The 25,831-nt window shown below is 61.6% G+C and carries 25 protein-coding genes and 2 pseudogenes; 15 read left to right on the forward strand and 12 right to left on the reverse strand.

Annotation, left to right across the window (positions count from 1 at the left end):
• Positions 1-11: 11 nt before the first annotated feature.
• Both ACLH1U_RS03900 and ACLH1U_RS03905 read left to right on the forward strand, forming a co-directional pair.
• A complete protein-coding gene (locus ACLH1U_RS03900) occupies positions 12-446 on the forward strand; it encodes a DMT family transporter (RefSeq protein WP_102002529.1) in 435 nt (144 codons plus the stop codon).
• Between the two features lie 9 nt (positions 447-455).
• Entirely contained in the window at positions 456-947 is a 492-nt protein-coding gene (locus ACLH1U_RS03905) for a DMT family transporter (protein WP_072420149.1), read from the forward strand.
• A 261-nt stretch (positions 948-1,208) separates the two neighbouring features.
• Here the strand turns inward: ACLH1U_RS03905 and fabF are convergent, their stop codons facing one another.
• The 3 genes and pseudogenes from fabF to ACLH1U_RS03920 form a co-directional block, all read right to left on the reverse strand.
• Positions 1,209-2,483, reverse strand: a complete 1,275-nt coding sequence (gene fabF / locus ACLH1U_RS03910; RefSeq protein ID WP_411299076.1) for a beta-ketoacyl-ACP synthase II — start codon at positions 2,481-2,483, stop codon at positions 1,209-1,211.
• 19 nt (positions 2,484-2,502) lie between these two features.
• A pseudogene (locus tag ACLH1U_RS03915) lies at positions 2,503-2,678 on the reverse strand (EmrB/QacA family drug resistance transporter); the annotation flags it as partial.
• Between the two features lie 41 nt (positions 2,679-2,719).
• A complete protein-coding gene (locus ACLH1U_RS03920; protein ID WP_049014063.1) occupies positions 2,720-3,277 on the reverse strand; it encodes a winged helix-turn-helix transcriptional regulator in 558 nt (185 codons plus the stop codon).
• Positions 3,278-3,600: 323 nt separating this feature from the next.
• Between ACLH1U_RS03920 and asd the strand changes: the two genes are divergently transcribed.
• Entirely contained in the window at positions 3,601-4,719 is a 1,119-nt protein-coding gene (gene asd / locus ACLH1U_RS03925) for an aspartate-semialdehyde dehydrogenase (protein ID WP_085551830.1), read from the forward strand.
• A gap of 172 nt (positions 4,720-4,891) precedes the next feature.
• On the opposite strand, the gene hpxZ is transcribed toward asd, so the two are convergent.
• From hpxZ to hpxW, 4 genes are read right to left on the reverse strand one after another with little or no spacing between them, the layout of a single operon-like run.
• The gene (gene hpxZ, locus ACLH1U_RS03930) at positions 4,892-5,278 is read right to left on the reverse strand and encodes an oxalurate catabolism protein HpxZ (protein ID WP_032452923.1); all 387 of its coding nucleotides are present in this window, start codon (positions 5,276-5,278) and stop codon (positions 4,892-4,894) included.
• Complete coding sequence (locus ACLH1U_RS03935) at positions 5,275-6,672, reverse strand: AtzE family amidohydrolase (RefSeq protein WP_044523349.1); 1,398 nt, start codon at positions 6,670-6,672, stop codon at positions 5,275-5,277. The genes hpxZ and ACLH1U_RS03935 overlap by 4 nt, the downstream gene beginning before the upstream one ends.
• Positions 6,669-6,854, reverse strand: coding sequence for an oxalurate catabolism protein HpxX (gene hpxX / locus ACLH1U_RS03940; protein WP_023289758.1), 186 nt, complete (start codon positions 6,852-6,854; stop codon positions 6,669-6,671). The genes ACLH1U_RS03935 and hpxX overlap by 4 nt, the downstream gene beginning before the upstream one ends.
• A 10-nt stretch (positions 6,855-6,864) precedes the next feature.
• Complete coding sequence (gene hpxW, locus ACLH1U_RS03945) at positions 6,865-8,451, reverse strand: oxamate amidohydrolase (RefSeq protein WP_064157880.1); 1,587 nt, start codon at positions 8,449-8,451, stop codon at positions 6,865-6,867.
• A 179-nt stretch (positions 8,452-8,630) separates the two neighbouring features.
• Here hpxW and hpxU point away from each other — a divergent pair, with 179 nt between their 5' ends.
• From hpxU to hpxK, 7 genes are all read left to right on the forward strand, one after another.
• On the forward strand, positions 8,631-9,470 hold the full coding sequence (hpxU, locus tag ACLH1U_RS03950; RefSeq protein WP_023289756.1) for a MurR/RpiR family transcriptional regulator HpxU: 840 nt from the start codon (positions 8,631-8,633) through the stop codon (positions 9,468-9,470).
• Positions 9,471-9,684: 214 nt separating this feature from the next.
• Positions 9,685-10,470 (forward strand): transporter substrate-binding domain-containing protein, encoded by a 786-nt coding sequence (locus tag ACLH1U_RS03955; protein WP_023289755.1) that lies wholly within the window; start codon positions 9,685-9,687, stop codon positions 10,468-10,470.
• A 9-nt stretch (positions 10,471-10,479) separates the two neighbouring features.
• Entirely contained in the window at positions 10,480-11,145 is a 666-nt protein-coding gene (locus ACLH1U_RS03960) for an amino acid ABC transporter permease (protein WP_025712445.1), read from the forward strand.
• Positions 11,145-11,801 carry an amino acid ABC transporter permease gene (locus ACLH1U_RS03965; protein WP_002905295.1) on the forward strand — a complete coding sequence of 219 codons (657 nt, stop codon included), beginning with the start codon at positions 11,145-11,147 and terminating at the stop codon, positions 11,799-11,801. The genes ACLH1U_RS03960 and ACLH1U_RS03965 overlap by 1 nt, the downstream gene beginning before the upstream one ends.
• Positions 11,782-12,519 (forward strand): amino acid ABC transporter ATP-binding protein, encoded by a 738-nt coding sequence (locus ACLH1U_RS03970; protein WP_002905293.1) that lies wholly within the window; start codon positions 11,782-11,784, stop codon positions 12,517-12,519. The genes ACLH1U_RS03965 and ACLH1U_RS03970 overlap by 20 nt, the downstream gene beginning before the upstream one ends.
• Positions 12,520-12,534: 15 nt before the next feature.
• Complete coding sequence (locus ACLH1U_RS03975) at positions 12,535-13,776, forward strand: pyridoxal-phosphate-dependent aminotransferase family protein (RefSeq protein ID WP_411299077.1); 1,242 nt, start codon at positions 12,535-12,537, stop codon at positions 13,774-13,776.
• Positions 13,773-15,032 carry an allantoate amidohydrolase gene (gene hpxK, locus ACLH1U_RS03980; protein WP_072421645.1) on the forward strand — a complete coding sequence of 420 codons (1,260 nt, stop codon included), beginning with the start codon at positions 13,773-13,775 and terminating at the stop codon, positions 15,030-15,032. Before ACLH1U_RS03975 ends, hpxK begins: the two co-directional genes overlap by 4 nt.
• Positions 15,033-15,064: 32 nt before the next feature.
• On the opposite strand, the gene ACLH1U_RS03985 is transcribed toward hpxK, so the two are convergent.
• Positions 15,065-16,042 (reverse strand): NAD(P)H-dependent flavin oxidoreductase, encoded by a 978-nt coding sequence (locus tag ACLH1U_RS03985; RefSeq protein WP_374014665.1) that lies wholly within the window; start codon positions 16,040-16,042, stop codon positions 15,065-15,067.
• A gap of 174 nt (positions 16,043-16,216) precedes the next feature.
• On the opposite strand from ACLH1U_RS03985, the gene ACLH1U_RS03990 reads away from it, so the two are divergent.
• On the forward strand, positions 16,217-17,122 hold the full coding sequence (locus tag ACLH1U_RS03990) for a LysR family transcriptional regulator (RefSeq protein ID WP_074423676.1): 906 nt from the start codon (positions 16,217-16,219) through the stop codon (positions 17,120-17,122).
• Positions 17,123-17,210: 88 nt separating this feature from the next.
• Entirely contained in the window at positions 17,211-17,699 is a 489-nt protein-coding gene (locus ACLH1U_RS03995) for a hypothetical protein (RefSeq protein ID WP_032452914.1), read from the forward strand.
• A gap of 228 nt (positions 17,700-17,927) precedes the next feature.
• Here ACLH1U_RS03995 and ACLH1U_RS04000 read toward each other — a convergent pair whose 3' ends face one another.
• Together ACLH1U_RS04000 and ACLH1U_RS04005 are read right to left on the reverse strand one after the other, a co-directional pair.
• Positions 17,928-19,028: an NADH:flavin oxidoreductase/NADH oxidase gene (locus tag ACLH1U_RS04000; RefSeq protein WP_023289748.1), complete on the reverse strand. Its 1,101-nt coding sequence runs from the start codon at positions 19,026-19,028 to the stop codon at positions 17,928-17,930.
• Between the two features lie 107 nt (positions 19,029-19,135).
• Positions 19,136-20,743, reverse strand: a complete 1,608-nt coding sequence (locus tag ACLH1U_RS04005; RefSeq protein WP_064157871.1) for an FAD-NAD(P)-binding protein — start codon at positions 20,741-20,743, stop codon at positions 19,136-19,138.
• Positions 20,744-21,018: 275 nt separating this feature from the next.
• Between ACLH1U_RS04005 and ACLH1U_RS04010 the strand changes: the two genes are divergently transcribed.
• Positions 21,019-22,251 (forward strand): MFS transporter, encoded by a 1,233-nt coding sequence (locus ACLH1U_RS04010; protein ID WP_411299078.1) that lies wholly within the window; start codon positions 21,019-21,021, stop codon positions 22,249-22,251.
• Positions 22,252-22,290: 39 nt separating this feature from the next.
• Here the strand turns inward: ACLH1U_RS04010 and ACLH1U_RS04015 are convergent, their stop codons facing one another.
• Positions 22,291-23,205 carry a DMT family transporter gene (locus tag ACLH1U_RS04015; RefSeq protein WP_023289745.1) on the reverse strand — a complete coding sequence of 305 codons (915 nt, stop codon included), beginning with the start codon at positions 23,203-23,205 and terminating at the stop codon, positions 22,291-22,293.
• Positions 23,206-23,407: 202 nt separating this feature from the next.
• Between ACLH1U_RS04015 and ACLH1U_RS04020 the strand changes: the two are divergent.
• Positions 23,408-24,506: pseudogene (locus tag ACLH1U_RS04020) on the forward strand (iron-containing redox enzyme family protein).
• Here the strand turns inward: ACLH1U_RS04020 and ACLH1U_RS04025 are convergent.
• Positions 24,482-25,060, reverse strand: a complete 579-nt coding sequence (locus ACLH1U_RS04025) for a TetR/AcrR family transcriptional regulator (protein WP_023289743.1) — start codon at positions 25,058-25,060, stop codon at positions 24,482-24,484. The pseudogene ACLH1U_RS04020 and the gene ACLH1U_RS04025 sit on opposite strands and share 25 nt — an antisense overlap.
• Positions 25,061-25,214: 154 nt before the next feature.
• On the opposite strand from ACLH1U_RS04025, the gene ACLH1U_RS04030 reads away from it, so the two are divergent.
• Positions 25,215-25,823 carry an HAD-IB family hydrolase gene (locus ACLH1U_RS04030; protein WP_032452909.1) on the forward strand — a complete coding sequence of 203 codons (609 nt, stop codon included), beginning with the start codon at positions 25,215-25,217 and terminating at the stop codon, positions 25,821-25,823.
• Positions 25,824-25,831: the final 8 nt, after the last annotated feature.

Genomic DNA, 25,831 nt, shown 5'->3' on the forward strand with positions numbered 1-25,831 from the left:
GACTGATTGCTATGCAACTCATATTGATTTTTATCGTCATTGCCGGAGGCATGGGACTGTCCATAGAGGCAGGATTGCTCGGGCCACTGGGTGGGGAGGTCGGTGACCTCAGGGCTACCTTCAGCATATTTGGCGTGGGCGCGGCGCTGACCTTTCTGCTGATGCTTTTTTTCAGCCCGCGCAACAGCCCGTCATTCTTTGCGCAACCAGCGTGGCAGCTGCTTGGCGGCGTGCTTGGGCCGATCTACGTCATCATCCTCACCGTGGTAACGCCGGCAATCGGCATCGCCATGACGATGATCGGCATTCTGGCAGGCCAGGTGTTCAAGAGCCTGATGATTGATCACTTCGGCCTGCTCGGTACGTCGCGCCGGAAAATTGACAGTAAGCGTATCATTGCGCTGATTTTTATCATTGCAGCGCTGGTTATGGTTGCCCAGGGGTAAAGTAACGTTATGACAATTATCATGATTCTTCTCGCCGTCGCCGGTGGCGCCATGCTGAGTATCCAGGCGGCTATCAATGGCCAGCTGGGCAGCAAGGTCGGCGTATTCAAAAGCGCGTTCCTGACATTTTCTGTCGGCGCGCTGGTGACGGGATTGCTGATCTTCTTCTTCGAACCCAAACACCCCCTGACGCTGATGGACGTGCCTAAATGGCAGCTGCTGGGCGCAATGTTTGGCGTACCGTATATCGTCATTATGGTACTGGCCGTCCAGCGTATTGGCGCTGCAGTGGCTACGGTCGCCGTCATTTTTGGCCAGTTAACCATGAGCATGCTGATCGATAACTTCGGTTGGCTGGGCAATGCGTCGATTCCATTCTCGCTGAGCCGAATCGGCGCCATTGTCTGCCTGGGTATCGCGCTGTTCTTCATTTACGCCAGCAGCAGGTCAAAAGCCGCAACGGCGACACCCCCCCGGCAGCAGGAAAACGCTAACACATAAGCTCAGGTCTTCGTCATTAACATCGGTTTTGGTCTACAGGACGCCATAACCCCAACGCACCCGTTTTCGCAGCAACGCGTCAGTGGCTCCCATTTTTTGACCTTAAGAGAAAGGGGCCGCTCACCCGGCTTCAGCGGTGGTAGCGAATTTTTCAGCTTCAGCAGAGAACACAGGAGCAAGGTGGACAAGTGACACCCGCGACAGCGTAGGGTGTCCGGGTGGAGCTCCCTCGCCAGCCAGCGCCGGCGGGGGAGTTGACGATTATTCCCAGCGTTTCAGCAACAGGCTGGCGTTAACCCCGCCAAAGCCAAAACCGTTCGACAGCGCATAGCGCATCTTCTGTGGGCGGGCCTCCAGCGCCACCAGGTTAAGACCTGCCGCCTCTTCATCGGGGTGATGCAGGTTCAGCGTCGGCGGCACCATCTGATCACGCAGCGCCTGAATGGTGAAGATGGCCTCAATCCCGCCTGCCGCGCCTAACAGATGGCCGGTAGCGGATTTCGTCGAGGTAATGGCGACAGGATGGGCGCCAAACAGCGTTTTAATCGCCGCCAGCTCGCCTTTATCGCCGACCTGGGTCGAGGTGGCGTGGGCGTTGATATGGTCAACCTCTTCAGCGGTCACTCCGGCCTGGCGAAGGGCGGTTTCCATGGCCCGACGCGCGCCGTTACCATCTTCCGGGCCCGCGGTCAGGTGATAAGCATCTGCGCTGGTGCCGTAGCCCACCAGCTCGGCCAGCGGCGTGGCGCCGCGCGACAGCGCGTGCTCAAGCGACTCGATCACGATAAGCCCGGCGCCTTCTCCCATCACAAATCCATCGCGGTCGCGGTCAAAGGGGCGGGAAGCGGCTTCCGGCTGGTCGCTGGAGGCGCTGGAGAGCGCCCTTGCCGCGGCGAACCCGGCAAGGCTAACGCGATGTATTGCCGCTTCCGCGCCGCCGCAGAGGGCGATATCCGCCTCGCCGCTGCGGATCATCCGCGCCGCATCGCCAATGGCCTGGGCGCCCGCCGCGCAGGCGGTGACCGGTGCGCCGATGGGGCCCCGGAAACCGTGAGCGATAGACACATGCCCGGCGGCCAGGTTGGCCAGAAAAGAGGGAATGGTGAACGGGGAGAGGCGACGCGGCCCGCGCTCGTCGGTGGTATGTACCGCATTGGCGATCTCGCTGAACCCGCCGATCCCGGTGGCGATCACCGTGGCGGTGCGTTCCTGTTCGGCCGCTGATGCCGGCGACCAACCGGCCTGAGTCAGCGCTTCACGCGCGGCGACCAGCGCAAACTCGATAAAACGATCCATCTTTTTGCGCTCTTTTGCCGGGATGATCGCCAGCGGGTCGAAGCCGTGCCGCGGATCGCTTTCAATGGACGGCACCTGGCCGGCCACTTTGCAGGGAATATCCGCGACCAGCTGCTCGCTGAGCCGGGTAATGCCTGATTTTCCTGCCAGCAGCGACTGCCAGACGTGCTGTACGCCGCAGCCCAGCGGGCTGACAATCCCCATCCCGGTGACGACAATGCGTTTAACGGAAACGCCCATAGTTAACTCTCCTGTAGTATCAGTGTGCCGGCGGCTTTTTCATCAAGGGAACCAGCTGCGCGGCAGGCAAAAAACCAATCATGATGAGGTAGAACGCATCGGAAAATGCCTGGGTTCGCGCCTCCCGCAGCGCCAGCGCGGCATCCGGCGAGATCCCCGCGTGGCGAAGTTTGCCGCGCTGCGCTGAACAAAATCCTGGCGTTATTCAGATGGCCGCCAGAACGAGGACGCTTTTCTTACTGGCCGGATTCATTGCCGGCATCTCTGTAGGGTTCAGGCTGGAATTTTTGCCCGTTATCGCCTTCGCGTTTGCGCAGCAGATATTCATGACGATATTGCATCAGCGGCGAGGCGGCGGGGCCCGGCACCATGGCGTATTTACCCGGAATAATCTCTTCCCCGGTCGCTTTATCCACCATGACTGGCTCCACGCGGCGCTGGGTAGCGGTTTCCACCAGCTGCATCTGACGGCCTTCGGGAGCGAAGTGGCGATTACCCCATTCCGCCAGCGCCAGCAGCACCATGCGGAAATCGCGGCCGCGCGGGGTGAGGTGGTATTCGTAGCGCGGCGGCGTGCTGCTATAGCAGACCTTCTCCAGCAGCCCGTCGTCGACCAGCGCCTTCAGGCGGCGCGACAGAATATTGGGCGCGACGTTGCTGCTTTTCTGAAATTCGTCGAAGCGGGTAAAGCCCGCAAAGGCGTCGCGCAGGATCATGATGCTCCAGCTGTCGCCGATGCGGCCCAGGCTACGGGCGATGGGGCAGGGAGCGTGGCAAAGCGGTTCATTTTTCATGGGCGGTCCAGGGAGCAGGTGGCTGTTGCCAGCAAATTGACATAGTTACTATCAAAATGCAAGTTACTATTGATAACTGTCAGGGGAGCAGCCGCTGGCGTTCCGCTACGTCATTTCTTCCTTTGAATGCTGAAAGCGGGACAGTCTCCGCCGCCTGCTTATTTCTGCTTTACCGTAATAAGAGATAAAAACCGCTGATGGCAGATGAAACATTTTAATAATCATAGAAATCAATGTGGTGGGTAATGACCTTTATTGGGGGATACGATATAAGGTATGGCGAACACAAATTAATATTCTCATAACTTTTTAAGGTTAAATAAATGAAGCAGGTGGGTATTGTTGGCTGGCGGGGCATGGTTGGCTCAGTATTGTTGCAGCGAATGATCGAAGAGAATGATTTCGACGATATTTCAGCGCATTTTTTTAGTACCTCCAGTGCGGGTGCCGCGGGCCCGGTTATTAATGGTAAAAGCGACAGACTGAAAGATGCGAATTCCCTGAGCGCCCTCGCCGAAATGGATATTATTATTACCTGTCAGGGCGGGGATTATACCAAAGCCATCTATCCGGCGTTAATTCACTCGGGCTGGCAAGGGTACTGGATCGACGCCGCTTCGGCGCTGCGAATGGATGAGAACGCCTGCATTATTCTCGACCCGGTCAATCGCGATAATATCGATCGTGCGGTGAAAGCGGGAGTGAAACTGTTTGTCGGCGGCAACTGCTCCATTACGCTGAGCCTGATGGGGCTGGCCGGGCTGATCAAGGCTGATCTGATCGAATGGATGAGCGTCATGACCTATCAGTCTGCCTCCGGGGCGGGCGCTAAGCAGGTGCGGGAATTGATCGCGCAAAGCGCGTATATCAGCCAGCATTTGTCCGCTGATGAACTGGCGGCATCAGGTTCCGTGCTGCCTTTAGTCAATAAAGTGAGTGAGCTGATTAATAGCGCCGGCATGCCGGTGGAGAATTTTGGCGTCCCGCTGATGGGCAGCATTATTCCATGGATCGACAGCGATTTAGGCGATGGAAATAGCCGCGAAGAATGGAAGGGTGAGGCGGAAACCAATAAAATACTTGGCCTTGCGCCCGGCACCATCCCGGTTAATGGTTTATGTATTCGGGTCGGCGTGATCCGCTGCCACAGCGCTGCCATTACCCTTAAACTTAAACGTGAGGTCAGCGAAACGGAATTCACAGAGTTAGTGACCTATTCCCATCCGTGGGTAAACTATATCCCCAATAATAAGCCAGAGAGTGTCAGTAAACTGACCCCGGCTGCTATTAGCGGTTCGCTGCAGGTGGGTATTGGCCGCTACAAGAAAATGTCGCTAAATAATGAGCCGATCTACTCGGTGTTGACGGTGGGCGATCAGCTGTTATGGGGCGCGGCGGAACCCTTGCGCCGTATGTTAAATATCCTGCTTGGCAAAGTGTAATGACTGTTGCTGCCTGACAGGCCTGCGGCAGAAATGACCTTTTCAGCGCAAGACTATCTGCTGATTCAGCAGCCCTCAATCATCCTGACCATCGTCAATAACTCCATTTTTACCGGTTCGGGAATGGCCAGGGGAGACGGTATCCACCTGGCCATAATCGGTATTGTTCCCCTCAGTCCATCAGACTGACCTGGGCGGCGACAATCCGCCAGCCATAGGGAAAACGCACCCACGTCTGCTGCTGGCGTCCAGGGCGGGCGCTGCCTTCGCGGGTGAACTCGGTGCTGCACACCGCCATGTCCGCGCCAAAGGTGGTGATGATGGTATGGCGCAGATCGCGGGCCAGACCGGCGGCGGGGCGGGCGGCGCGAAAGGCGCGGATCGCCTCGATGCCATACAGATTTTCACCGGCCCCCAGCCGTACGGTGCGCGGATCGTGCCAGAACAGCGCATCCAGCGCCTCGATGTTATTGCTGACCAGCGCCTCTTCATACTGATAAAACGCCGCCGTCACCTCGGCGAGGATCGCCGGGCGGTCTATATTATCCAGATTGATCATGCTGCACTCTCCGCCACTCGGGCATCGGTAATGCCCATCGCTTCCAGCGCCCGCGCGGCGCGAAGACAGGCTTGTTCGTTAAACGGCGCGGCAATCAGCTGCAGGCCAATCGGCTTGCCGCTGGCGGTACGCAGGGGCACGGTCGCCACCGGCAGCCCGAGGAAGGAGATCGGCTGCGTCAGCATTCCCATGCTGGCGCGCACCGGCAGCGGCTGGCCGTTAATCACCATCTCCTCGGCGCCAATCGGCGTGGCGCTGCATGGGGTGGCCGGGGCGATCAGCACATCGGCCTGACTGAACAGGGATTTCATCGCCTGACGGGCATGGCGGCGGAAGCGCTGGGCCTGCAGATACCATGCGGAGGGGATCATCGCCCCGGCCAGCAGCCGCTCGCGGGAGTGAGGCTCAAAGCGCTCGGGCGAGTGGCGAAGATCCGGCAGATACTGATTGCCGCCTTCGCTGGCGCTGATGATAAAGGCCGCCGAGCGGGCCAGGGCGGCATCCGCGAACTGCAGCTCGCTGTCGGCGCCCAGCGCGTGGGCGACCCGATCCACGGCCGCCCGGGCGTCGTCATCGCACCAGGTGGTGAAATAGCCCCCCAGCCGCGCGCAGCGCAGACCCTCCAGCCCGCGCTCCAGCAGGTTGCCGGTGCGCTCGCTGGCTTTATCGGCCTGAAAGTCATCGGCCGGGTCGCGCCCCTGCAGGGCGTCATACACCGCGGCAAGGTCGGCCACCCGGCGGGCAAAGGGACCAATATGATCCAGGCTGGCGACAAACGGATGGCTGCCGGAGCGGGAGAGGCGGCCGAAAGTGGGTTTCAGGCCAAAGATCCCGCACAGCGACGCGGGGACGCGGATCGAGCCGTTGGTATCGCTGCCGAGGCTGAAATGGACCAGCCCGGCCGCCACCGCCGCGGCCGAACCGCCGGAAGATCCGCCGGCGATCCGCGACAGATCGTGCGGGTTATGCGTCGCGCCATAGTGGCTGTTTTCGGTGGTGAAGCCGTAGGCGTAGGCGTCCATATTGAGCATCCCGCTGAGCAGGGCGCCGGCGCTATGCAGCTGGCGCACTGCCCAGCTGTCGCTGGCTGCCGGCGGCCGGTCGCTCAGCAGTTCCGCTCCGGCGAGGGTGGTGTGCCCGGCGACATCAAACAGATTTTTCACCGCGTAGGGAATGCCCGCCAGCGGCGGCAGGGGGCGCTTTTCCCGGCGCAGGGCGTCGATGCTGTCGGCCTCCGCCAGCATGCGCTGGGCGGTGACCTCGGTCCAGGCGTTGATCTGCGGATTCACGCGGGCGATATCGTCCAGCGTCTGGCGGGCGATCTCCCGGGCGCTCAGTTCGCCCTCGTGCAGCGCACGCTGGATCTCGGCGATGGTGAAATGGTGAAGTGTCATGCTTTATACACCCCCGCAATGTCGTCGCGCGGCCCGAGGGGATAGTCCATCAGCGGCTGCGCCATAGCGGCGATGCGGGCAAACTGGCGCTCCAGCTCCTCACGGCGCGGCGCATCCAGCTCCAGGCGCAACAGGTGGGTCATCTGCGTCAGATACTCGCTCCAGTCTGGCTGTGTGGTCATGGTCTGCTCCTTAGTATCCGGCGGCGGCGCCGTTGCTGCGTGGATCGGTAGCCCCTTCAAGCAGGCCGTTGGGATGGCGGACAATGGCCCCGGCGTGGCCCATCGCCTCGCTGAAATCGGCCAGCACTTCCACCTCGTGCCCCAGCTCGCGCAGGCGAGCGATGCAGGCGGGGGCAAAGCGTCCCTCCAGCTTCAGTGAATCCGAGGACTGGCCCCAGGTGCGGCCCAGCAGCCAGCGCGGCCGGGAGATGCTCTCCTGCAGCGGCGCCCCCTGCAGGATATAGCGGGTAAACAGCGCCGCCTGGGTCTGCGGCTGACCGTCGCCGCCCATCGAGCCATAGACCATCACCCGGCCATCGTTCAGGCGCGCCGCGGCGGGGTTGAGGGTATGGAACGGCTGTTTGCCTGGCGCCAGCGCCAGAAGATGCTGCGGATCGAGGCTGAAGGCCGCCCCGCGGTTTTGCCAGACGATCCCGGTGTCCGGGATCACCACGCCGCTGCCAAACTCGTGATAGATGCTCTGAATGAATGACACCGCCAGGCCGCTGTTATCCACAACGCCCATCCAGACGGTATCGCCCGGACCTTTGCCGCCGCCCCAGGGCGAAGCGCTGGCGTCGTCGATGCTGTCGGCCAGCGGCTGCAGCGCCTCCGGAGTCAGCAGTTGCTGAACGTCGACATCCAGATGGCGCGGATCGGTGATATGCGCATCGCGCAGGGCAAACGCCCGCTTGGTGGCTTCGACGATGCGATGCACCGTTTGCGCCTCGTCGGCGTCGGCCATGTTCAGACGGTCAGTGATGCCGAGGATCGCCAGCGACACCAGCCCCTGCGTCGGCGGGGCGAGGTTCCACAGCGTGCCCTGTCGGTGCTGGAGCGTCAGCGGCGCCGGGCGCCGGGCGCGGTGGGCCTGCAGGTCGCCGAGGGTGACGGGCATCCCCAGCGCGGCCATCCCCTGGGCGAGACGTTCGGCCAGCGGGCCGCGATAGAAACTGTCGAGACCGTCGCTGGCCAGCATGCGCAGGGTTCCGGCGAGGGCGGGCTGGCGAAAGCGGCTGCCGGCCCGGGGGGGCTCGCCTGCCGCCAGCCAGGTTTCGCTGAAGCCCGGCTGGTGGCGCAGCTCTTCCAGTTTGCTGGCGGTGGCATGGGCCTGGGAGGCGGTGACCGGAATGCCGTCTTCGGCATAACCGATAGCATCGGCCAGCAGGCGCGCCACCGGCAGCGCGCGGCCGGTTAAGTCCCGTGAAATTCGCAGCGCCTCGTCCCAGCCGCTGACGGTGCCGGCGACGGTCAGCGCAGCCTGCGGCCCCCGGTGGGGGATATGCCGCTGACCGGCATAGGCCTCGAGGGTGGCCAGCGAGCCGGCCGCCCCGCTGGCGTCAATGGCGATGGGATCCCCCCCGGGAGGCACGATCAGCCAGAAACCATCCCCGCCCAGGCCGTTCATGTGCGGATAGACGACGGCGATGGCCGCGGCGGCAGCCACCATCGCTTCAATGGCGCTGCCGCCCTCGCGCAGGATGGCCAGCGCGCTCTGGCTGGCGAGGTGGTGGGGAGCGACCGCCATGCCGTGGGTCGAAACGTTGCTACTGTGCATAAATTATCCTTTCTGAACGAATCACCCGCAGAACACTGCAAAAGCTGTTCCATCTCTGAACGTTTCGTTTCATTGATAAAAACAATGACCGGAATTTTCCCGCTGGCACGCTATGTGTAAGGCATAGCAGATACAGTATGATGAGGGATGGATGATGAAACGAAAGTTACAGGGGCGCTATGCAACAACTCGATGAACGACTGAAAGGGCAATACGCCTCGCTGTCGCCGCAGGAGCAGCGGGTGGCGGATTTCATCTTTGACCACTTTGATGACCTGATAAGCTACAACAGCGCCGAGCTGGCGCAGCTGAGCGGCGTGTCGAAAGCCACCGTCAGCCGGCTGTTCAAGCGCCTGGGCTATGACAAATATAAGGACATGCGCGATGAACTGCGCACCCTGCGCCAGAGCGGAATGCCGCTGACCGACCAGCGCGACGCGGTGCAGGGTAACACGCTGCTGGCGCGTCATTATAAGCAGGAGATGGCGAACCTCACCCAATGGGTCAATGCCCTTGACGCTCACCAGTTCGCCGAGGCGCTGACGGCGATGGTGGCCGCGCGCCGCATTGTGGTGATTGGCATGCGCAATGCCTATCCGGCGGCGCTGCACCTGCGCCAGCAGCTGCTGCAGGCTCGCGGTCAGGTGCTGGTGCTGCCCCAGCCGGGGCAGAGCCTCAGCGAAGAGCTGGTCGACCTGACCGCCGATGACCTGGTGGTGATGATGGCGTTTCGCCGGCGGCCGCGGATCGTGCGCCCGCTGCTGCAGCAGCTGCAGCGCGACGGGGTGCCGGTTCTGTTAATGTGCGAGCCGCAGGCCCACAGCCTGTTCCCGCTCTCCCGCTGGCAGCTCTGCGCGCCGCTGGACAGCGTCTCGGCTTACGACAGCTATGCCTCGGTCAACAGTTTGATCAATCTGCTGGCCAATGCCTTTCTGCATGAAACGCTCGACAGCGGTCGTCCGCGGATCCACGATATCGCTACGCTTTATCAGCAACTGGACGAGCTGGAACAACGCTGATGGGGCGCCAGCGTGGTGCTGTGCATCAATATGGTGCATTTGGTTCCGCGTTCTGGCGCCGTCGATTTTTACTCTTCTGCTCCTTACTCCCTGTCCGTTCTCGCTTTTTGCCTTAATTCCTCGCCAACCCGCGCATCGACCGTATCTGGCACATTAGTTGCAAAAACAGATTCAAAGAATCTTTTGTTTCATGCTAACGTAACGGGTAAACATCATGAAGAAACTGTTGATCGCACTGGCCGGGGCCGCTTGTCTCCTTTCGTCTGTTTCCGCCGCTCAGGCTGACCAGCTCCAGGATATTGAAAAACGCGGCGTCATCCGCATTGCCGTACCCCAGGATTTTCCGCCATTCGGCTCGGTGGGGACCGACCTGCAGCCGCAGGGGTATGACATCGACATGGCGCGCTATCTGGCGAAGTCGATGAAGCTCAAGCTGCAGCTGGTCCCGGTAACCAGCGCCAACCGCGTGCCGTATCTGCAGACGGATAAGGTGGACCTGGTGATCTCCAGCCTCGGCAAAAACGCTGAGCGTGAGAAAGTGATCGACTTCAGCCGCGCCTACGCGCCGTTCTTCCTCGGGGTGTTTGGCCCGAAAGGGGCGGAGCTGAAGGACGCGGCCGCGCTGAGCGGTAAAAGCGTCGGCGTGACCCGCGGGGCGGTGGAAGACATGGTGCTGACCAGCGTGGCGCCGCAGGCGGCGCAGATTAAGCGCTACGAGGACAATAACACCACCCTGTCGGCCTACCTGTCAGGCCAGGTGCAGTATGTCGCCACCGGGAACCTGGTGGTGGCGGCCATCGCCCGGCAGAATGCCGACAAAGCGCCGGTGCCGAGCTTTATGCTGAAGGACTCGCCGTGCTTTATCGGGCTGAAAAAGAACGAACCGGCGCTGAAGGCGAAAGTGGATACCCTCATCGAGCAGGGCATTAAGGACGGCACCCTCAACGGTCTGTCTGAGAAGTGGCTGAAAGCGCCGCTGCCTGCCAGCCTCGGCGCGTAAGGTCTGTGGATGACGGAGCAACTTCATTTTTCTGAGCTCTGGCCGCACTGGCCGGAGCTGCTGGCCGGCCTGTGGGTGACGGTGCAGCTGACGGTGCTGGCGACGATCGGCGGACTGGCGATCGGCATCCTCGGGGCGGCGATCCGCAGCGGCCGCCCGGGCGTCCTCAGCCGGGTGTGGGGCGGATATGTGGAAATCATTCGTAACACGCCGTTCGTGGTGCAGCTCTTTTTTATCGTCTTTGGTTTACCGAACCTGGGACTGAAGATGACCGCCGGCGAAGCGGCGCTGCTGGCGATGGTGGTGAACCTTGGGGCCTACAGCACCGAGATCGTGCGCGCCGGCATTCAGGTGACGCCGAAAGGCCAGTGGGAGGCCGGACGCGTGCTCGGACTCAGCCGGACGCAAACCTTCGTTCGCGTCGTGCTGCCCCCGGCGCTGCAGCGGATTTATCCGGCGCTGGTCAGCCAGTGCATCATCGTGATGCTCGGCTCGTCGGTGGTGTCGCAGGTCTCCTATGAGGAGCTGACCTTCGCCGCCAACCTGATCCAGTCGCGGACATTTTTGAGCTTTGAGGTCTATCTGGTGACCACCGGGATCTACTTAGCGTTATCGATAGCGATGCGTCAGCTGCTGATGGCGGCGGGGCGTAAATGGCTGGGAGTGCAGGCATGATGACCACCTTTACCGACTGGGACATTATCCGCAACCTGCTGCTGGCCGGTCGCTGGACGGTGCTGCTGTCTCTGGTCGCGTTTACCGGCGGGGCGCTGGTGACCTTACCGTTGCTGCTGTTGCGCCTGACCGGCGGACGGCAGGTGAAACGACTGATCCGCGGCTACGTCGAACTGTTTCAGGGGACGCCGCTGCTGATGCAGCTGTTTCTGGCATTTTTCGGCGTGGCGCTGTTCGGCATCGACGTCTCGGCATGGACCGCGGCGTCGGTGGCCCTGACGCTCTACACCAGCGCCTTTCTGCTGGATATCTGGTTCGGCAGCATTCGCGCGCTGCCGAAAGGCCAGTGGGAAGCCTCGCGCTGTCTCGGGCTGAGCTTCGGCCAGACCCTGTACCGGGTGGTGGCGCCGCAGGCGCTGCGCATCGCCATCGCGCCGACGGTGGGATTCGCCGTACAGGTGATCAAAGGCACGGCGCTGGCCTCGATTATTGGCTTTGTGGAGCTGACCAAGGCGGGAACCATGCTGACCAACGTCACTTACCAGCCGTTTAAAGTATTTGCCCTGGTGGCGCTGGGCTATTTCATTCTGTGCTATCCGCTGTCCCGCTACAGCCGTTATCTGGAGAACAAATTCAATGCCTCTCATCACCATTAATCAGATGCAGAAGTACTACGGCGACAACCATGTGCTGAAGGGCGTCGATCTGGATATCGACATGGGGGAAGTGATCTCGATCATCGGCCGCAGCGGCTCGGGCAAAAGCACTCTGTTGCGCTGCATCAATGGCCTGGAGGGGTACCAGGAGGGGAGCATCAAGCTCGGGGGCATGACCATCACCGACCGCGATTCCCAGGCCCGGGAGATCAGCCGCTCCATCGGCATGGTGTTCCAGAACTTCAATCTCTTTCCGCACATGACGGCGCTGGAGAACGTCATGCTGGCCCCGCGGCGGGTGCTGAAGAAGTCCCAGGCCGAATGCCGCGAGCTGGCGCAGCGGATGCTGGAGAAGGTCGGGCTCGGCGACCGTCTGGATTACTACCCGGCAAACCTCTCCGGCGGCCAGCAGCAGCGCGTGGCCATCGCCCGGGCGCTGGCCATGTCGCCAAAGGTTTTACTTTGTGACGAAATTACCTCGGCGCTCGACCCGGAACTGGTGGGCGAAGTACTGAAGGTGCTGGAGCAGCTGGCGGCGGAAGGCATGACGCTGATCCTCGTCACCCATGAAATGAATTTTGCCCGCGAAGTGGGCGACCGCGTGGTGTTTATGCATCAGGGGCGCGTCTGGGAACAGGGTGACAGCAAAACGCTGTTCGCCAGTCCGCAGACAACCGAACTGAAACAGTTTATCTCCTCGGTGCGCGGTCTTAACTAACGTAAGGAATGGCAGATGGATATCACTCAGTTTTCGCAAATTAACCCGCCGCAGCGCCTGCTGATGGGTCCGGGGCCGATCAACGCCGACCCGCGCGTTCTGCGCGCCATGGCGAGCCAGCTGGTGGGGCAGTACGATCCGGCGATGACCCACTATATGAATGAAGTGATGGCGCTCTACCGCGGCGTGTTTCGCACCGAAAACCGCTGGACGATGCTGGTGGACGGTACCTCCCGCGCCGGTATCGAAGCGATCCTGGTGTCGGCGATCCGTCCGGGCGACAAGGTGCTGGTGCCAGTGTTCGGCCGGTTTGGCCACCTGCTGTGCGAGATTGCGCGCCGTTGCCGGGCAGAGGTACACACCATCGAGGTGCCGTGGGGGGAAGTCTTTACCCCGGACCAGGTTGAGGACGCGATCAAGCGCGTGCGCCCGCGCCTGCTGCTTATCGTGCAGGGCGATACCTCGACCACCATGCTGCAGCCGCTGGCGGAGCTGGGGGAGATTTGTCGTCGCCACGACGTGCTGTTCTATACTGACGCCACCGCGTCGCTCGGCGGCAACCCGCTGGAAACCGACGCCTGGCAGCTGGACGCGGTGTCCGCCGGGATGCAGAAGTGCCTGGGCGGCCCCTCCGGCACCTCGCCCATCACCCTCAGCCCGCGGATGGAAGAGGCGATCCGCCGCCGCCGCTGCATTGAGCAGGGGATCCGCACCGACGCCCACCACGATGGCGTCGACGAGATGATCTACTCCAACTATTTCGATCTCGGCATGGTGATGGATTACTGGGGGCCGGAGCGCCTTAACCACCACACCGAAGCGACCTCGGCGCTGTTCGCCGCCCGGGAGTGCGCGCGCCTGATCCTTCAGGAGGGACTCGACAACGGCATCGCCCGCCACAAGCTGCACGGCGATGCGCTGCTGAAAGGGATCCAGGCGATGGGTCTCGAGACCTTTGGCGACCTGCGGCACAAAATGAATAACGTGCTGGGGGTGGTGATCCCCAACGGGGTCAACGGCGACCAGGTGCGTAAGCTGATGCTGGAAGATTTCGGCATTGAGATTGGCACCTCGTTCGGCCCGCTGCACGGTAAAGTCTGGCGCATTGGCACCATGGGCTATAACGCGCGTAAAGACTGTGTGATGCAGACCCTCAGTGCGCTGGAGGCGGTGCTGAACTACCTCAAGTTCACCACCACCCAGGGCGCGGCGATGCAGGCGGCCTGGGATCACTACCGCACCGAGGGCAACCTATGAGTGATACCATCCGCCAGCAGGCGGAGAGAGAGGCGGCCGCCAGCCGGGTAATGGCGCGGGCCGACCAGCTGGCCGCCCTCAGCGAAACCGCCGACGCCCTGACCCGGGTCTATCTGTCGCCGGAGCATCTGCAGGCCAACCAGCTGGTGGGTCAGTGGATGCAGGCCGCCGGTATGATGGTGTGGCAGGACAGCGTCGGCAACATCTGCGGTCGCTATGAAGGCGTGCAGGAGGGCGCGCCGGCGGTGCTGCTGGGCTCTCATCTTGACACCGTGCGCAACGCCGGGCGCTACGACGGCATGCTCGGCGTGCTGACGGCGATTGAGGTGGTGCAGCGTCTGCACCAGCAGGGGCGACGGCTGGCAAAGGCTATCGAGATCGTCGGTTTTGGCGATGAAGAGGGCACCCGCTTCGGCATCACCCTGCTTGGCAGCCGCGGCGTCACCGGCACCTGGCCTGAAAGCTGGCTGTCGCAGTGCGATGCCGACGGGGTGAGCGTCGCCCAGGCGCTGGTGAATGCCGGGCTCGATCCGGCGCGGATCGCCCATGCCGCCCGCCGCCCGCAGGATATCGCCGCCTATCTGGAACTGCATATCGAGCAGGGGCCGTGCCTGGAGCAGGCGGGTCTGGCGCTCGGCGTAGTGGAGGCGATTAACGGCGCCCGCCGCCTGAACTGCCGCTTTACCGGCGAAGCCGGCCATGCCGGCACGGTGCCGATGCTCCATCGTAAGGACGCGCTCGCCGCGGCGGCGGAATGGATGGTGCAGGTGGAAAGCCTGACCCGGCAGCGCGGCGGCAATCTGGTGGCGACGGTCGGCACCCTGCGCTGTGCGCCGGGCGCGGTGAACGTGATACCGGGCGAGGTGCAGCTGACGCTGGATATTCGCGGCCCGCAGGATGCGCTGCTGGCGGCGCTGCTGGAGGAGTTGCTGGCGGAGGCGCAGGCCATTGCCGGGCGCCGCCAGCTGAGCTTCAGCGCCGAGGAGTATTATCGCATCGCCGCCACCGCCTGCGACAGCCAGCTGCAGGCGGTGCTGAGCGAGGCGGTGGTGGCAGTGCAGGGGCGGTCGCTGACGCTGCCGAGCGGCGCAGGGCATGACGCCATCGCCATCGCCGAGCGCTGGCCATCGGCCATGCTGTTTGTGCGCTGCCTGGGGGGCGTCAGCCATCACCCGGCGGAATCGGTCACCACCGCCGACGTCGGGCTGGCCATCGACGCGTTCTCCCGGGCGGTAGAGCAGGTGGCCGACGCCTGATCGCGCCGGTTGCCGTACCCCGGCTGGCGGCGTTACACCGCCAGCCGGTTGACCACCTCGGCGACGGAGGTGATGGCATGGATATTGCCGATCCCCGCCCCCAGCGAGATATACCCCTCATCAGTATTCCCCTCCAGCATGCCCAGCCGCATTCCGCGCAGACCGCCCATCGCCTGAGCCAGCTCGGCCTTTGAGGCGCCGGCCCGGTCCATGGCTACCAGTTTGTCGCTCAGTTTGCCGGGCAGAGCGCGGTAGTAGTCCGGCAGGGTGCGGAACAGCCGCAGATCCAGGCCGTTGGCGGCGACAATTTTCGCTTTCACCGAGTCGGGAACCCGGCTTTCGACAGTGCTGATGAATACCGAACCGGCGAAGACGCCTTCCGCGCCGAGGGCGTGAGCGGCACGCGCCCCTCGGGCATCGGTTATCCCCCCCGCGGCCATTACCGGAACCCGCTGTACCGCGTCAACAATCAGCGGGACGATGGTGAAGGTCCCCAGCGCGGTGCCCGGCAGCGTGCCGCCTTCGTCAAAGCCGGTGGCGACGATAATGTCCGCTCCGGCCTGCTCCGCGCGGCGGCTGTTCTCAGGCGTCGGGTTAATATCGCGGTAGATAATGGTGATCCCGGCGGTTTTCAGCTCATCGAACAGCGCCGGTTTTAACGAACCGTCGCCGTAGCCGGTGTAGACCACCACCTTAACGCCTTCCGCTTTGATCACCGGCAGGATCGCCGGCGTCCAGATGTCGTTTTCCGCCGTCGGGATCAGATTGACGCCAAAGGGCTTCTCGGTCAGCTGTTTGGTTTTGCGGATCTCTTCGCGCATTTTCTCAGCCGTCGCTTCCGGCGTGGAGACGGCGGTTGCCGCCGTCAGCCCGGCGTTCGGGCCCAGTACCCCGAGACCACCGGCGTTGCCGACGGCCGCCACCAGACGCGCATCGGTCAGCCAGGAAAGCGGCCCCTGGACCACCGGTTTTTCAATACCCAGAATGCGGGCAACGCGGTTAGGTTGCATGATATTTTTCCTTTTATGTTAACAAGTTATCTTTTTTTTTGCCCCAACGATGCGGCAATGAGAGCAGTGTAGGCGCCTTTATTGTTTTAAAAAATGAGCGAAAACTTTCAGCACTATTATTAATTTAGTAATAATTACGGCAGGCGATGAGATAGGGGATGGGCCGTTATGCAGATGAATCTGTTTGAAAATATTAAAATCTTTATTGAAATCGTCGACGCCGGCAGCTTTTCCCAGGCGGCGGAAAATTTGCAGATCCACCGGCCGGCGGTGACCAAAGCGCTGCAGCAGCTGGAGCGGGAGAGCGGGGTCAGGCTGCTGCAGCGTACCACCCGGCGCCTGTATCTCACGCCGGAGGGAGAAGAGTTTTATCGCCGCAGTAAACCGCTGCTCTCCCAGGCCGACGATCTGCTGGAGTCGTTCGCGCCGGACCGGCCGATACGCGGCCAGCTACGTGTCGATATGCCGATCGCTTTTGCACGGCTGCTGGTGATCCCGCATCTTGCGGATTTTTATCAGGCCCATCCGGAGGTGGAAATTGTCCTCAGCAGCTCCGATGTGCGCCGGGATATGCTGCGCGATGGCCTGGATTGCCTGCTGCGGGTGGGTGAACTGGAGGATGGCGACTATGTGGCGCGCTCGCTGGGGGAGGTGGCGTTAACCACCTGCGCCAGTCCGGAATATCTGGCGCGCTATGGGGCGCCCGCCACGCTGGAGGACCTGCAGTCGCACCTGGCGGTGAACTGGGTGAACAGCAGCAGCCGGCAGATTATGCCCTGGCGATTCCAGACCCTGGAGGGCGTCCGGCAGGTCGCCATTCCCGGCAAGCTGGTGCTGGACAACTCGGAAGTCTTTACCGCCGCCGGACTGGCGGGGCTGGGGATGCTGCAGGGAATGCGCTTCTTTTTACAGCCCTACATCGACAGCGGCCAGCTGGTGGAAATTCTGCCGGACTTCCCGGCGCCGCGTCGGCCGCTGTCGCTGCTCTATCCGCACCGGCATCTTTCGCACAAGGTGCGGGTCTTTGCCGACTGGCTGCAGGGGCTGGTGGCGACCCTGGCGCGGACGCCGCCGGCTTGACTCTGCTGGCTGAGCGTTTATATATAAAATGTGAATGCTATTAAAGCAATAAATCACAAGGCTGGATAATGACTCAACCTGTAAGGGAATGCTGATGAAACTCTGGAATAAAACACTGCTCGCTTCCGCACTGTGCCTGACCCTGTTTGGCTGCGACGATGCGTCGAAAGTAGATAACAAACTGGATAAGGCGAAAGATAATGCGGAGCAGATGAAGGATGCCGCGGCGGACAAAGCCCAGGCGATTAAGCAGGATGCGGATAAGCAAATTGATACGCTGAAAAGCCAGGCCGACGCCGAGGCCGATCGCCTGAAGGATCAGGCCAGCGCCATCAAGGCGGAGGCGGACAAGAAAGCGGATGCCATCGCCGAGCAGGCGAAAGCCCAGGCCGATGCGGTGAAGCAGAACGCAAAGCAGGAAAGTGACCGCATCGTCAAAGAGGCGGGTCAGATCAAAGACAACGCCATCGGCGATGCCAATCAGCTTTCGGCGGAAGCGGCGAGCAAAACCAAAGCCATTCAGGACAGTATCGCGAAGGATAAACAGAACGCTACGCCACCGGCCGCCCAGCAGTAACTCGCGGTGTTTGCCTGGCCAGCCGCCGTCCGTAAAAACAGAGCGTGGAGCCTGATATCGCGCCCGACGGCGCTGCGCTTGCGCGGGCCTGCAAGGGGGCGAGTTGGCTGCGCAATGATCGGGTATTGTAGGCCGGGCAAGACGTTGCCGCCGCCCGGCACATAGAACGGCAATAACATACTGCTCAGGGGTATCTTACGATACCCCTTTTTTATGCCCGTTCCGGGTTCAGCGGTTTGGAAGCAGGGTGCCTTTCAGGCCGTGCGGCTCGGAGCGCAGATATTGCGAAGGTACGCGAACCTGGGCGCCAAGGCTGGCCGCGGCGTGCCATGGCCAGTGCGGATCGTAGAGCACCGCGCGGGCGAGGGCGATCAGGTCGGCATCGCCATTCTCCAGCGCCGCTTCCGCCTGCTGCGGGTCGGTGATCAGTCCCACGCCAATCACCGGGATGGCTACCTGCTCGCGAATGTCGCGGGCGAAAGGCAACTGATACCCCGGCCCGACGGTGATTGCCTGCTGCGGCGACAATCCGCCGCTGGAGACATGGATATAGTCGCTGCCCAGCGCTTCCAGCTGCTGACTGAACTGAATGGATTGCTCGCCGTCCCAGCCGCCTTCGACCCAGTCGGTAGCCGACAACCTGACGCCCACCGCCATGGCGTTGCCCACCGCCTCGCGGATTGCCTTAAACACTTCCAGCGGATAGCGCATGCGGTTTTCCAGCGAACCGCCATACTCGTCCCGGCGCTGATTGCTGAGCGGTGAGAGAAACTGGTGCAGCAGATAGCCGTGGGCGGCGTGCAGCTCAATCAGCTCAAAGCCCAGGCGTTGGGCGCGCAATGCGCTGGCGACAAAGGCCGCTTTGATGCGCGCCAGATCGGCATGGCTCAGCTCGGCCGGGGCGCGATCGCCGTCGTGAAACGCCACCGCGGAGGGGGCGACGGTCTGCCAGCCGCCCTGGTTGAGCGCCAGCTGATGGCCACCCTGCCAGGGGGCCGCGCAGGAGGCCTTGCGCCCGGCATGCCCCAGCTGGATCCCCAGAGGGATCGGTGACCAGGCCCGGATATCCTCCACCACGGCGCGCAGGGCGTTTTCGGTTTCATCATCCCACAGCCCCAGATCCCCCGGCGAGATACGTCCCGCCGGCTCTACTGCCGTGGCTTCCAGAATTAACAGGCCGGCGCCGGAGAACGCCAGCTGCCCGAGATGGATCCGGTGCCAGGACGTCGCCTTCCCCTCGTCGGCAGAGTACTGACACATGGGGGCGATAACGATACGGTTATCCAGCGTCAACTGACCAATACGCGTCGCGCTAAAAAGATGACTCATGAGTACCTCGTAAATGTTAGACGTGGTCTTGCTCGGGGGCGAACAGCCACTGTTTATAGCACGCCTGCCAGCCCCCCTTTATTCGGATATTGCGTTTAAACGTCCCGCTAGTCGATAAACCAGAGACGGCGCCGCCGGCCGGTTGCCTGCTGTGACACCGCGCGGGCCATTGCGCTGCCAATCTCGGCGCTGGCCGTCAGCCCCTGGACAAAGGGGCGATCGTGCATCAGCCAGGGAAGGGCGCCGAAGGCGACCCGGCCGCGCACTGCCTCCGGCGCCTGCAGCGTGTAGTCATCACCAACGTCCGGAATAGCGTCGCCGCAGGCCAGCAACTGCTGGCGCAGTGAAGGAAAGGGCAGATCCCGGGTTTTGAGCGCTTTCTGTCCGCGGGCATCGATAAAGACATCGAATTCACAGCGCTGCTGATGATGGACAATCAGCGTCCGGTCAGACTCGCGCTGCAGATCGTAATCCTCACCCAGCGCCACAATGCGCAGAATGCCCGCCCGGTGCAGGGCCAGCAGGCGGCGAATGGACTCCGGCGGGATCGCGGCGTAGTTATCGATAAACACGCGGGCGAGCCCCTGGCGGAAGCGACGGCTGTCCTCGTCGTTGAGCTGCGGCACCACGGTTTCAATCGCCTCGTGCAGGCGGAGAATGGCATAGCGCCAGGGCACCGTGTGGCGCTCGCGCTTATTGCGCTCCACCTCCTGCAGATTGCGCTGCGCCCACTGGAAGGGGTCATGGGTAAGACGGTCGGCAAACCAGGCGTCGGCGATGCTGTCAGGCGTCAGCTGGCGCAGCCCCATCGCCTGGCACCAGGCCGGGGCGGCATATTCCAGCTCCTGGACGATCAGCTGAAACACCCGCTCCAGCAGGCCGTCGCTGCCCTGAGCGACGGCCGCCTCAAGGGCGGCAGAGGTGGCGATCTCCAGCGGCTCCCACGGGATCGGGCAGTAGAAATCGGCCTCCGGCAGCACGCCGTTGCGTGACATCAGCGTGATCTCCAGCGCTTCGCTGCCGGGATGCAGGGAAAAATGGGTCGTTTTGTCGTGTTCAGTATGGAAAACGCCGTGGCGGGCTACAACCGCCACGGCGGCATCAATCGCGCTTAAGGAGGTCCCGAGGATCCCGACCCGACAGGGGGCGATGCGGGCCTCCATCAGGCCGGTCCACGGGCTGGGGAAGTACTGCCGGCTGGCGCGTTCTTCTTCAGGCCACAAATGGCCGGTGGCTATCACCACCAGATCGACGATAACCGGCTGCGCCGCGCTGTCGGTGTGGATGGCGATCCCGACGGGCTGCACCGCAATATCCGTGACCTCACAGGACTCGCAAACGTTCACCACGAAGCCGGCGTCTCTGGCCCGTTGGACAAGATACAGAAAGCGGTCGCGGTAGTACTCGCCGAGGATCACCCGCGGCAGAAACTGGCGCTCATGCAGCGCGTGCCGTTCAAGACCGCGCGCCGCCAGCCAGTCATCGCTCTGCTGCTGCAGCCATTGCAGATAGGTCAGGTCGATAGGGGGGATCTCAATGCTGGCGATGTTGGCCAGCATCTGCGCCGCGGTATTATCGTCGCTGTAGGGCATACCGACCCCGGCCTGCGCCTCTTTTTCAAACAGCGCGATCGATAGCGGCTCACCGCGCTTAACCAGTTCATACAAGGTGTAAATCCCCGTCGGCCCGGCGCCGACGATGGCGATTCTCTTCATGATTCTCTCCCTTCCTGTGGGTGGATACGGCATCGGGGCGGTGCACTGAAGCCAGCCTGCCCTTAATTCTGGTCGAAAATTAGCGAACCGGTGGGCCGTCGCACGCAATTTGAAACAAATTAGCGTGCTAATAAACTTGCCGACGGCCGGAAAAGGGGTGTAATTAACAAAAGAGCAACTTTCTATACAAACAATTTACACAAGCGGTGACACCAGCCTGCTCTGCCGGACGCCGCGCAAGCTCCCGGCAACGCCGTCGGGATAGGGATGACAAGATGCACGGCTGGACTTCACGACAGCGCAATGCGGCGATCGCCAGTTTTTTAAGCTGGACGCTCGATGCTTTCGACTTTTTCCTGTTGGTTTTTTTACTGAGCGATATCGCCCACTCCTTTCACGTCGACCTCGAAGAGGTCACCCTGGCGATTCTGCTGACCCTGGCCGTGCGGCCCGTCGGCGCATTGATCTTCGGCAGGGCGGCGGAAAAGTTTGGCCGCAAACCGATTCTGATGCTCAATATCGTTTTCTTCTCCGCCTTTGAGCTGCTCTCCGCCGCGGCGCCGTCGTTGATGCTGTTTTTTCTGCTGCGCGTGCTGTACGGCGTGGCGATGGGCGGGATCTGGGGCGTGGCTTCGTCGCTGGCGATGGAGACGATCCCCGACCGCTCGCGCGGCCTGATGTCCGGTCTGTTCCAGGCGGGGTATCCCTTCGGCTATCTGCTGGCGGCCGTGGCCTACGGGCTGCTGTTTGCACAGCTCGGCTGGCGCGGGATGTTTGTCATTGGCGCCGCCCCGGTGCTGCTGTTGCCGTTTATCTATTTCTGCGTCGAGGAGTCCCCGGTCTGGCTGGCGGCCCGGCAGAGTAAAGCGATCACGGCTCTGCTGCCGGTGCTGCGTAGCCACTGGAAGCTGTGCCTGTACCTGGTGGTGCTGATGGCGGCCTTTAACTTCTTCTCCCATGGGACGCAGGATCTCTACCCGGTATTTTTGAAAGTCCAGCACGGGTTTGCGCCGGAAACGGTCAGCATTATCGCGGTGTGCTACAACATCGCCTCAATCATCGGCGGGGTGTTCTTCGGCTCACTGTCGGAGAAGATTGGCCGGCGCAAAGCGATTATGATCGCCGCTCTGCTGGCGCTGCCGGTGATCCCGCTGTGGGCTTTCGCCAGCGGCTCGCTGGCGCTGGGGGCCGGGGCGTTTCTGATGCAGTTTATGGTGCAGGGCGCCTGGGGGGTGATCCCGACCTGGCTCAACGAACTGGTCCCGGCCAACACCCGGGCGGTGCTGCCCGGTTTCGTCTATCAGCTGGGGAATCTGCTGGCCTCGGTGAATGCCACCCTGCAGGCCTCCATTGCGCAGCACCACGGGCATAACTACGGCCTGGCGATGGCCCTGGTGGCCGGGACGGTGGCGATCGTCATTACCATTCTGACCTTCTTTGGCCGCGAGGGCCGGGTGGCGCAACCTGCCGGAGCGGCGCGTCACCAGCCGCTCTCCACCAGCCGTTAAGGGCTGACGCCGGGCGTAATCAGGCGCCCGGCAGACACGCTAACCGCGCAGGCGAACCGTCGCCGCCTGGCGTTTTTCCAGCGAGCAGATGCCAATCCCCAGCATAATGAACAGCGCGCTGAACAGGTGCCAGGCATGGGGCTGGGTATGCAGGAAGAGGATGCTTAACACGCCACCCGAGAGGGGGATGATGTGGGTGTAAATCTCCCCCCGCGTGGCGCCGATGGTGGCGATCCCTTTATTCCAGAACAGATAGGCCAGCCATGACGGAAAAATCACCAGATAAGCCAGCCCGCTGAGGAAAAACGGCTCGCGCCAGGCATCCCAGTCCTGCGCCGGGTGGCGCATCAGCCAGAAGGCGACGATCGGCAGCAGGAGCAGGGCGCCGAGCAGCGAGCTGACGGCGACAAAGCCATTCGCCGGGATCCGACGGTCCTTCAGACGTAACAGCGAACAATAGAGCGCCCAGCTCAGCGCCGACCCCATCGCCCACAGATCGCCGACGGAAAAGGTATGCAGCGAGGCGGCATGCAGCGGGTTGCCCTGGAATAAGAGGATCATCACGCCGAGGGTGCTGAAGACCACCCCCAGCCAGTTGCGGGCCGATACCGGGTCGCGAAAAATCAGCCGGTTAATCAGCAGCACCATGCTCGGCGTGGCGGACATATAGATGGCGGCGTTGAGGGCGGAGGTGGTTTGCAGACCGATATAGAGCGTGAGCGGGAAACTGACCTGACCGCAGAGGGTGAGCACCAGCACCGCCGGGGCGTTTTCCCGCAGCAGGTGACGACTGCCGGCAATCTGCCGGCGGTAGAGCAGGCCCAGCAGCAGCGCCGTTAACGCCCACCGCGCTTCGGTCATCAGGATCGGATCCACGCCCTGAACCAGCACGTGACCGACAACGTAATTCCCACCCCAGAACAGGGCGGCCAGCGTCAGTAACAGATAGGGCATCGTGATTCCTTGCGTCGTTTGTCACTGTACTGAATGGTAACGTTATTATTTTTATAATATCAACACTATTTTAGTGGCTTTTGTTCTTTTTATTTAAAGTAGTTAATAAACAGCATATTAACAATGTGGTTGAAATTTCCGTTGCCGCATTGTGAGCGGTACTATACCGTATAGTCGCCATGCATTTCACAGGGATAAATTCATGCGTAATACCGACAATGGGGTCATTGGTAGTGACCAAACCGCGGTGATGGCCAGGCTGGCGCTGGATGAGTTAATTGACCAGCTTCTGCACAGCAACGCGCTGTCGCTGAAGCTGACGGCCAATCCGCTGGTCGCCGACAGAGCCTGGCATCTGACGGAGAATACCTGCATCCGCGCCCTCTCCGCTGACGATCCGCAGGCCAAAAAGCGCGCGCACCATGCGCTGTTCATCCTTTATCAGTCCTGGCTTGCCGACCCGCTCTCGCCGGCGGCTGCCAATCAGTTTCATCCACTGCTCTCCGGGATCCGAAATTACATTGAGTCTGAGTGGCTGCGGGCGGAAAGCAAACGTTTCCACCGCCAGAGGCCGGTGCTCAATGCCGGCAATATCGTCGACGAATTGCGTGCCTTATGCCAGCAGCACCCGGCGTCTCATCATCCGCTGTTCGATTTCCTTGCCAGCGAGGCCTCCGCGGCGCAAATCGACTATTTCTTCAAAAGCGACAGCGCGCTGAATCTGCTTTTCTTCGATCTGGTGGCGATGGGGCTGGTGGGCTCGTTGCCGGAAACCCGCGCTGAGATTGCGCAAAATCTGTGGGATGAGATAGGCCAGGGCAGCACTGAGATCACCCACGTCAATCTGTATAAGGATTTACTGAAGCGGCGGAATATCGCCTTACCGGACAATCATTTTGCCCATCTTTATGAGTGGCAGGGGCTGGCCGGGTATAACGCCTTTATGCTCGGCGGCGTAAATCGTCAGCATTACTACAAATCGCTGGGGGTGATGGCGATGACCGAACTGCTCGACCCGCCGCAGTATGAAAAACTGGTGGCGGGCTGTCGGCGGATTGGGCTTAGCGATCGCGACGTGCATTACTATGCCGAACATATCACGGTCGATATCGGCCATGCGGACGGTTGGCTGAACAATGTGATTGTGCCGATTGGCAAAAAACATCCGGCGGCGATGGAGGAGGTCTACTTTGGCGCCGCGCTGCGCCTGCAAACCTGCAACGATTACTATGATGGTCTGCTGGCGGCGCTGCAGTCGCTGGACGGCAGCATGAGCTCACAGCGTACCGCCTTCTGAGTAGATCAGCGCTTTGGCCGCGCTCCAGGCGGTCGTCCCCGGCGGGATCTCCCGGCATTCGGCTGACTCGGCCTGCTGGGCGGCGATGGCGCCATCGATGAGCATCACCATCATCATGGCGACCCGTTCGGCAGGCTCTGGTTTTAATACCCGAGTCAGAATATCGCGGAAGAACTGCCACAGGCGCGATTTGAACCGGGAGCACTGCTCCCGGATCGCCGGCGATGACGCGCCATATTCAAACAGCGCGCGGGTAAACATGCAGCCGTGGAACGTTTCGCAGGTCAACCAGCACTGATAGTAGTCGAACACGGCGAACAGCTTCTCCCGCGCGGTGGCTTTATCCGCGGTGATCTGCGTCAGATCCTGCATAAACTCGCTCTCTTTCTGCCGGAGGATAGCCAGAATGAGCGCCTCTTTATCGGCATAGTAGCGGTAGAAGGTCATTTTGGAGATGCCGGCATGCTCAGCAATCCGCTCGATGCTGGGCGACTGATATCCTTCGCGATTAAACAGCGCGCTGGCGTGGCGGAGAATGTCCGCTTGTTTTGGCTTCATGCGTTTTCCTGTCGAATGGTTCGCTGTCATGACTGCCGGTGACCCGGTCGTCCTGCGACAGCGGTGCATTATGCCGGATCTTGCCGCCAGGCGGGCAAAAAGTAAATCAGCCGCGCCTCGCGCGGCGCCGGTATTGGTGTATAAGGTGACAAGGATGAAGAAGAACATTGCCTTTTTTGACTTCGATGGCACGATAACCCACGAAGATACGTTTACCCCTTTCATTTATCAGTCCCTCGATGCGAAAGCCATTCGTCGGGGCAAACTGCGGCTGTTGCCCTATATTCTCGCCTGGAAAATGGGCTGGCTTTCAGCCTCTGCCATCCGGCAAAAAGTGTTTCATTATGCTTTTGCCGGGAAATCGCAACCTGAGATCCTGCAGCGTGGGAACGATCATAGCCAGGCGTTTATTCCCCGCACGCTGCGGGAGAACGCGATGCAGCGTATAGCCTGGCATCAGGCGCGAGGGGACACCGTGGTGGTGGTCTCAGCCTCGCTGGATGTCTACCTTCGACCGTGGTGCCAGCAGCATAATCTTGAGCTGCTGTGCAGCGAAGTGGAATTTCAAAACGGGGCAGCGACCGGAAAGTATCAGGGTGGAGACTGCAGCGGCCTGGCCAAAAAGGCGCGTATCCTGGCGAACTACGCCCTGACCGATTACGAAGCGATCTTCGCTTACGGCGATACGCCGGAAGATTTCGCCATGCTGGCGCTGGCCACCACTCAAATCTATCGCTGGGAGGAGGCACCGCCATGCGGCTAGCGGCGTCA

This window comes from Klebsiella sp. 1SOBk5mer, from assembly GCF_046603115.1.
Taxonomy (GTDB): domain Bacteria; phylum Pseudomonadota; class Gammaproteobacteria; order Enterobacterales; family Enterobacteriaceae; genus Klebsiella; species Klebsiella quasipneumoniae.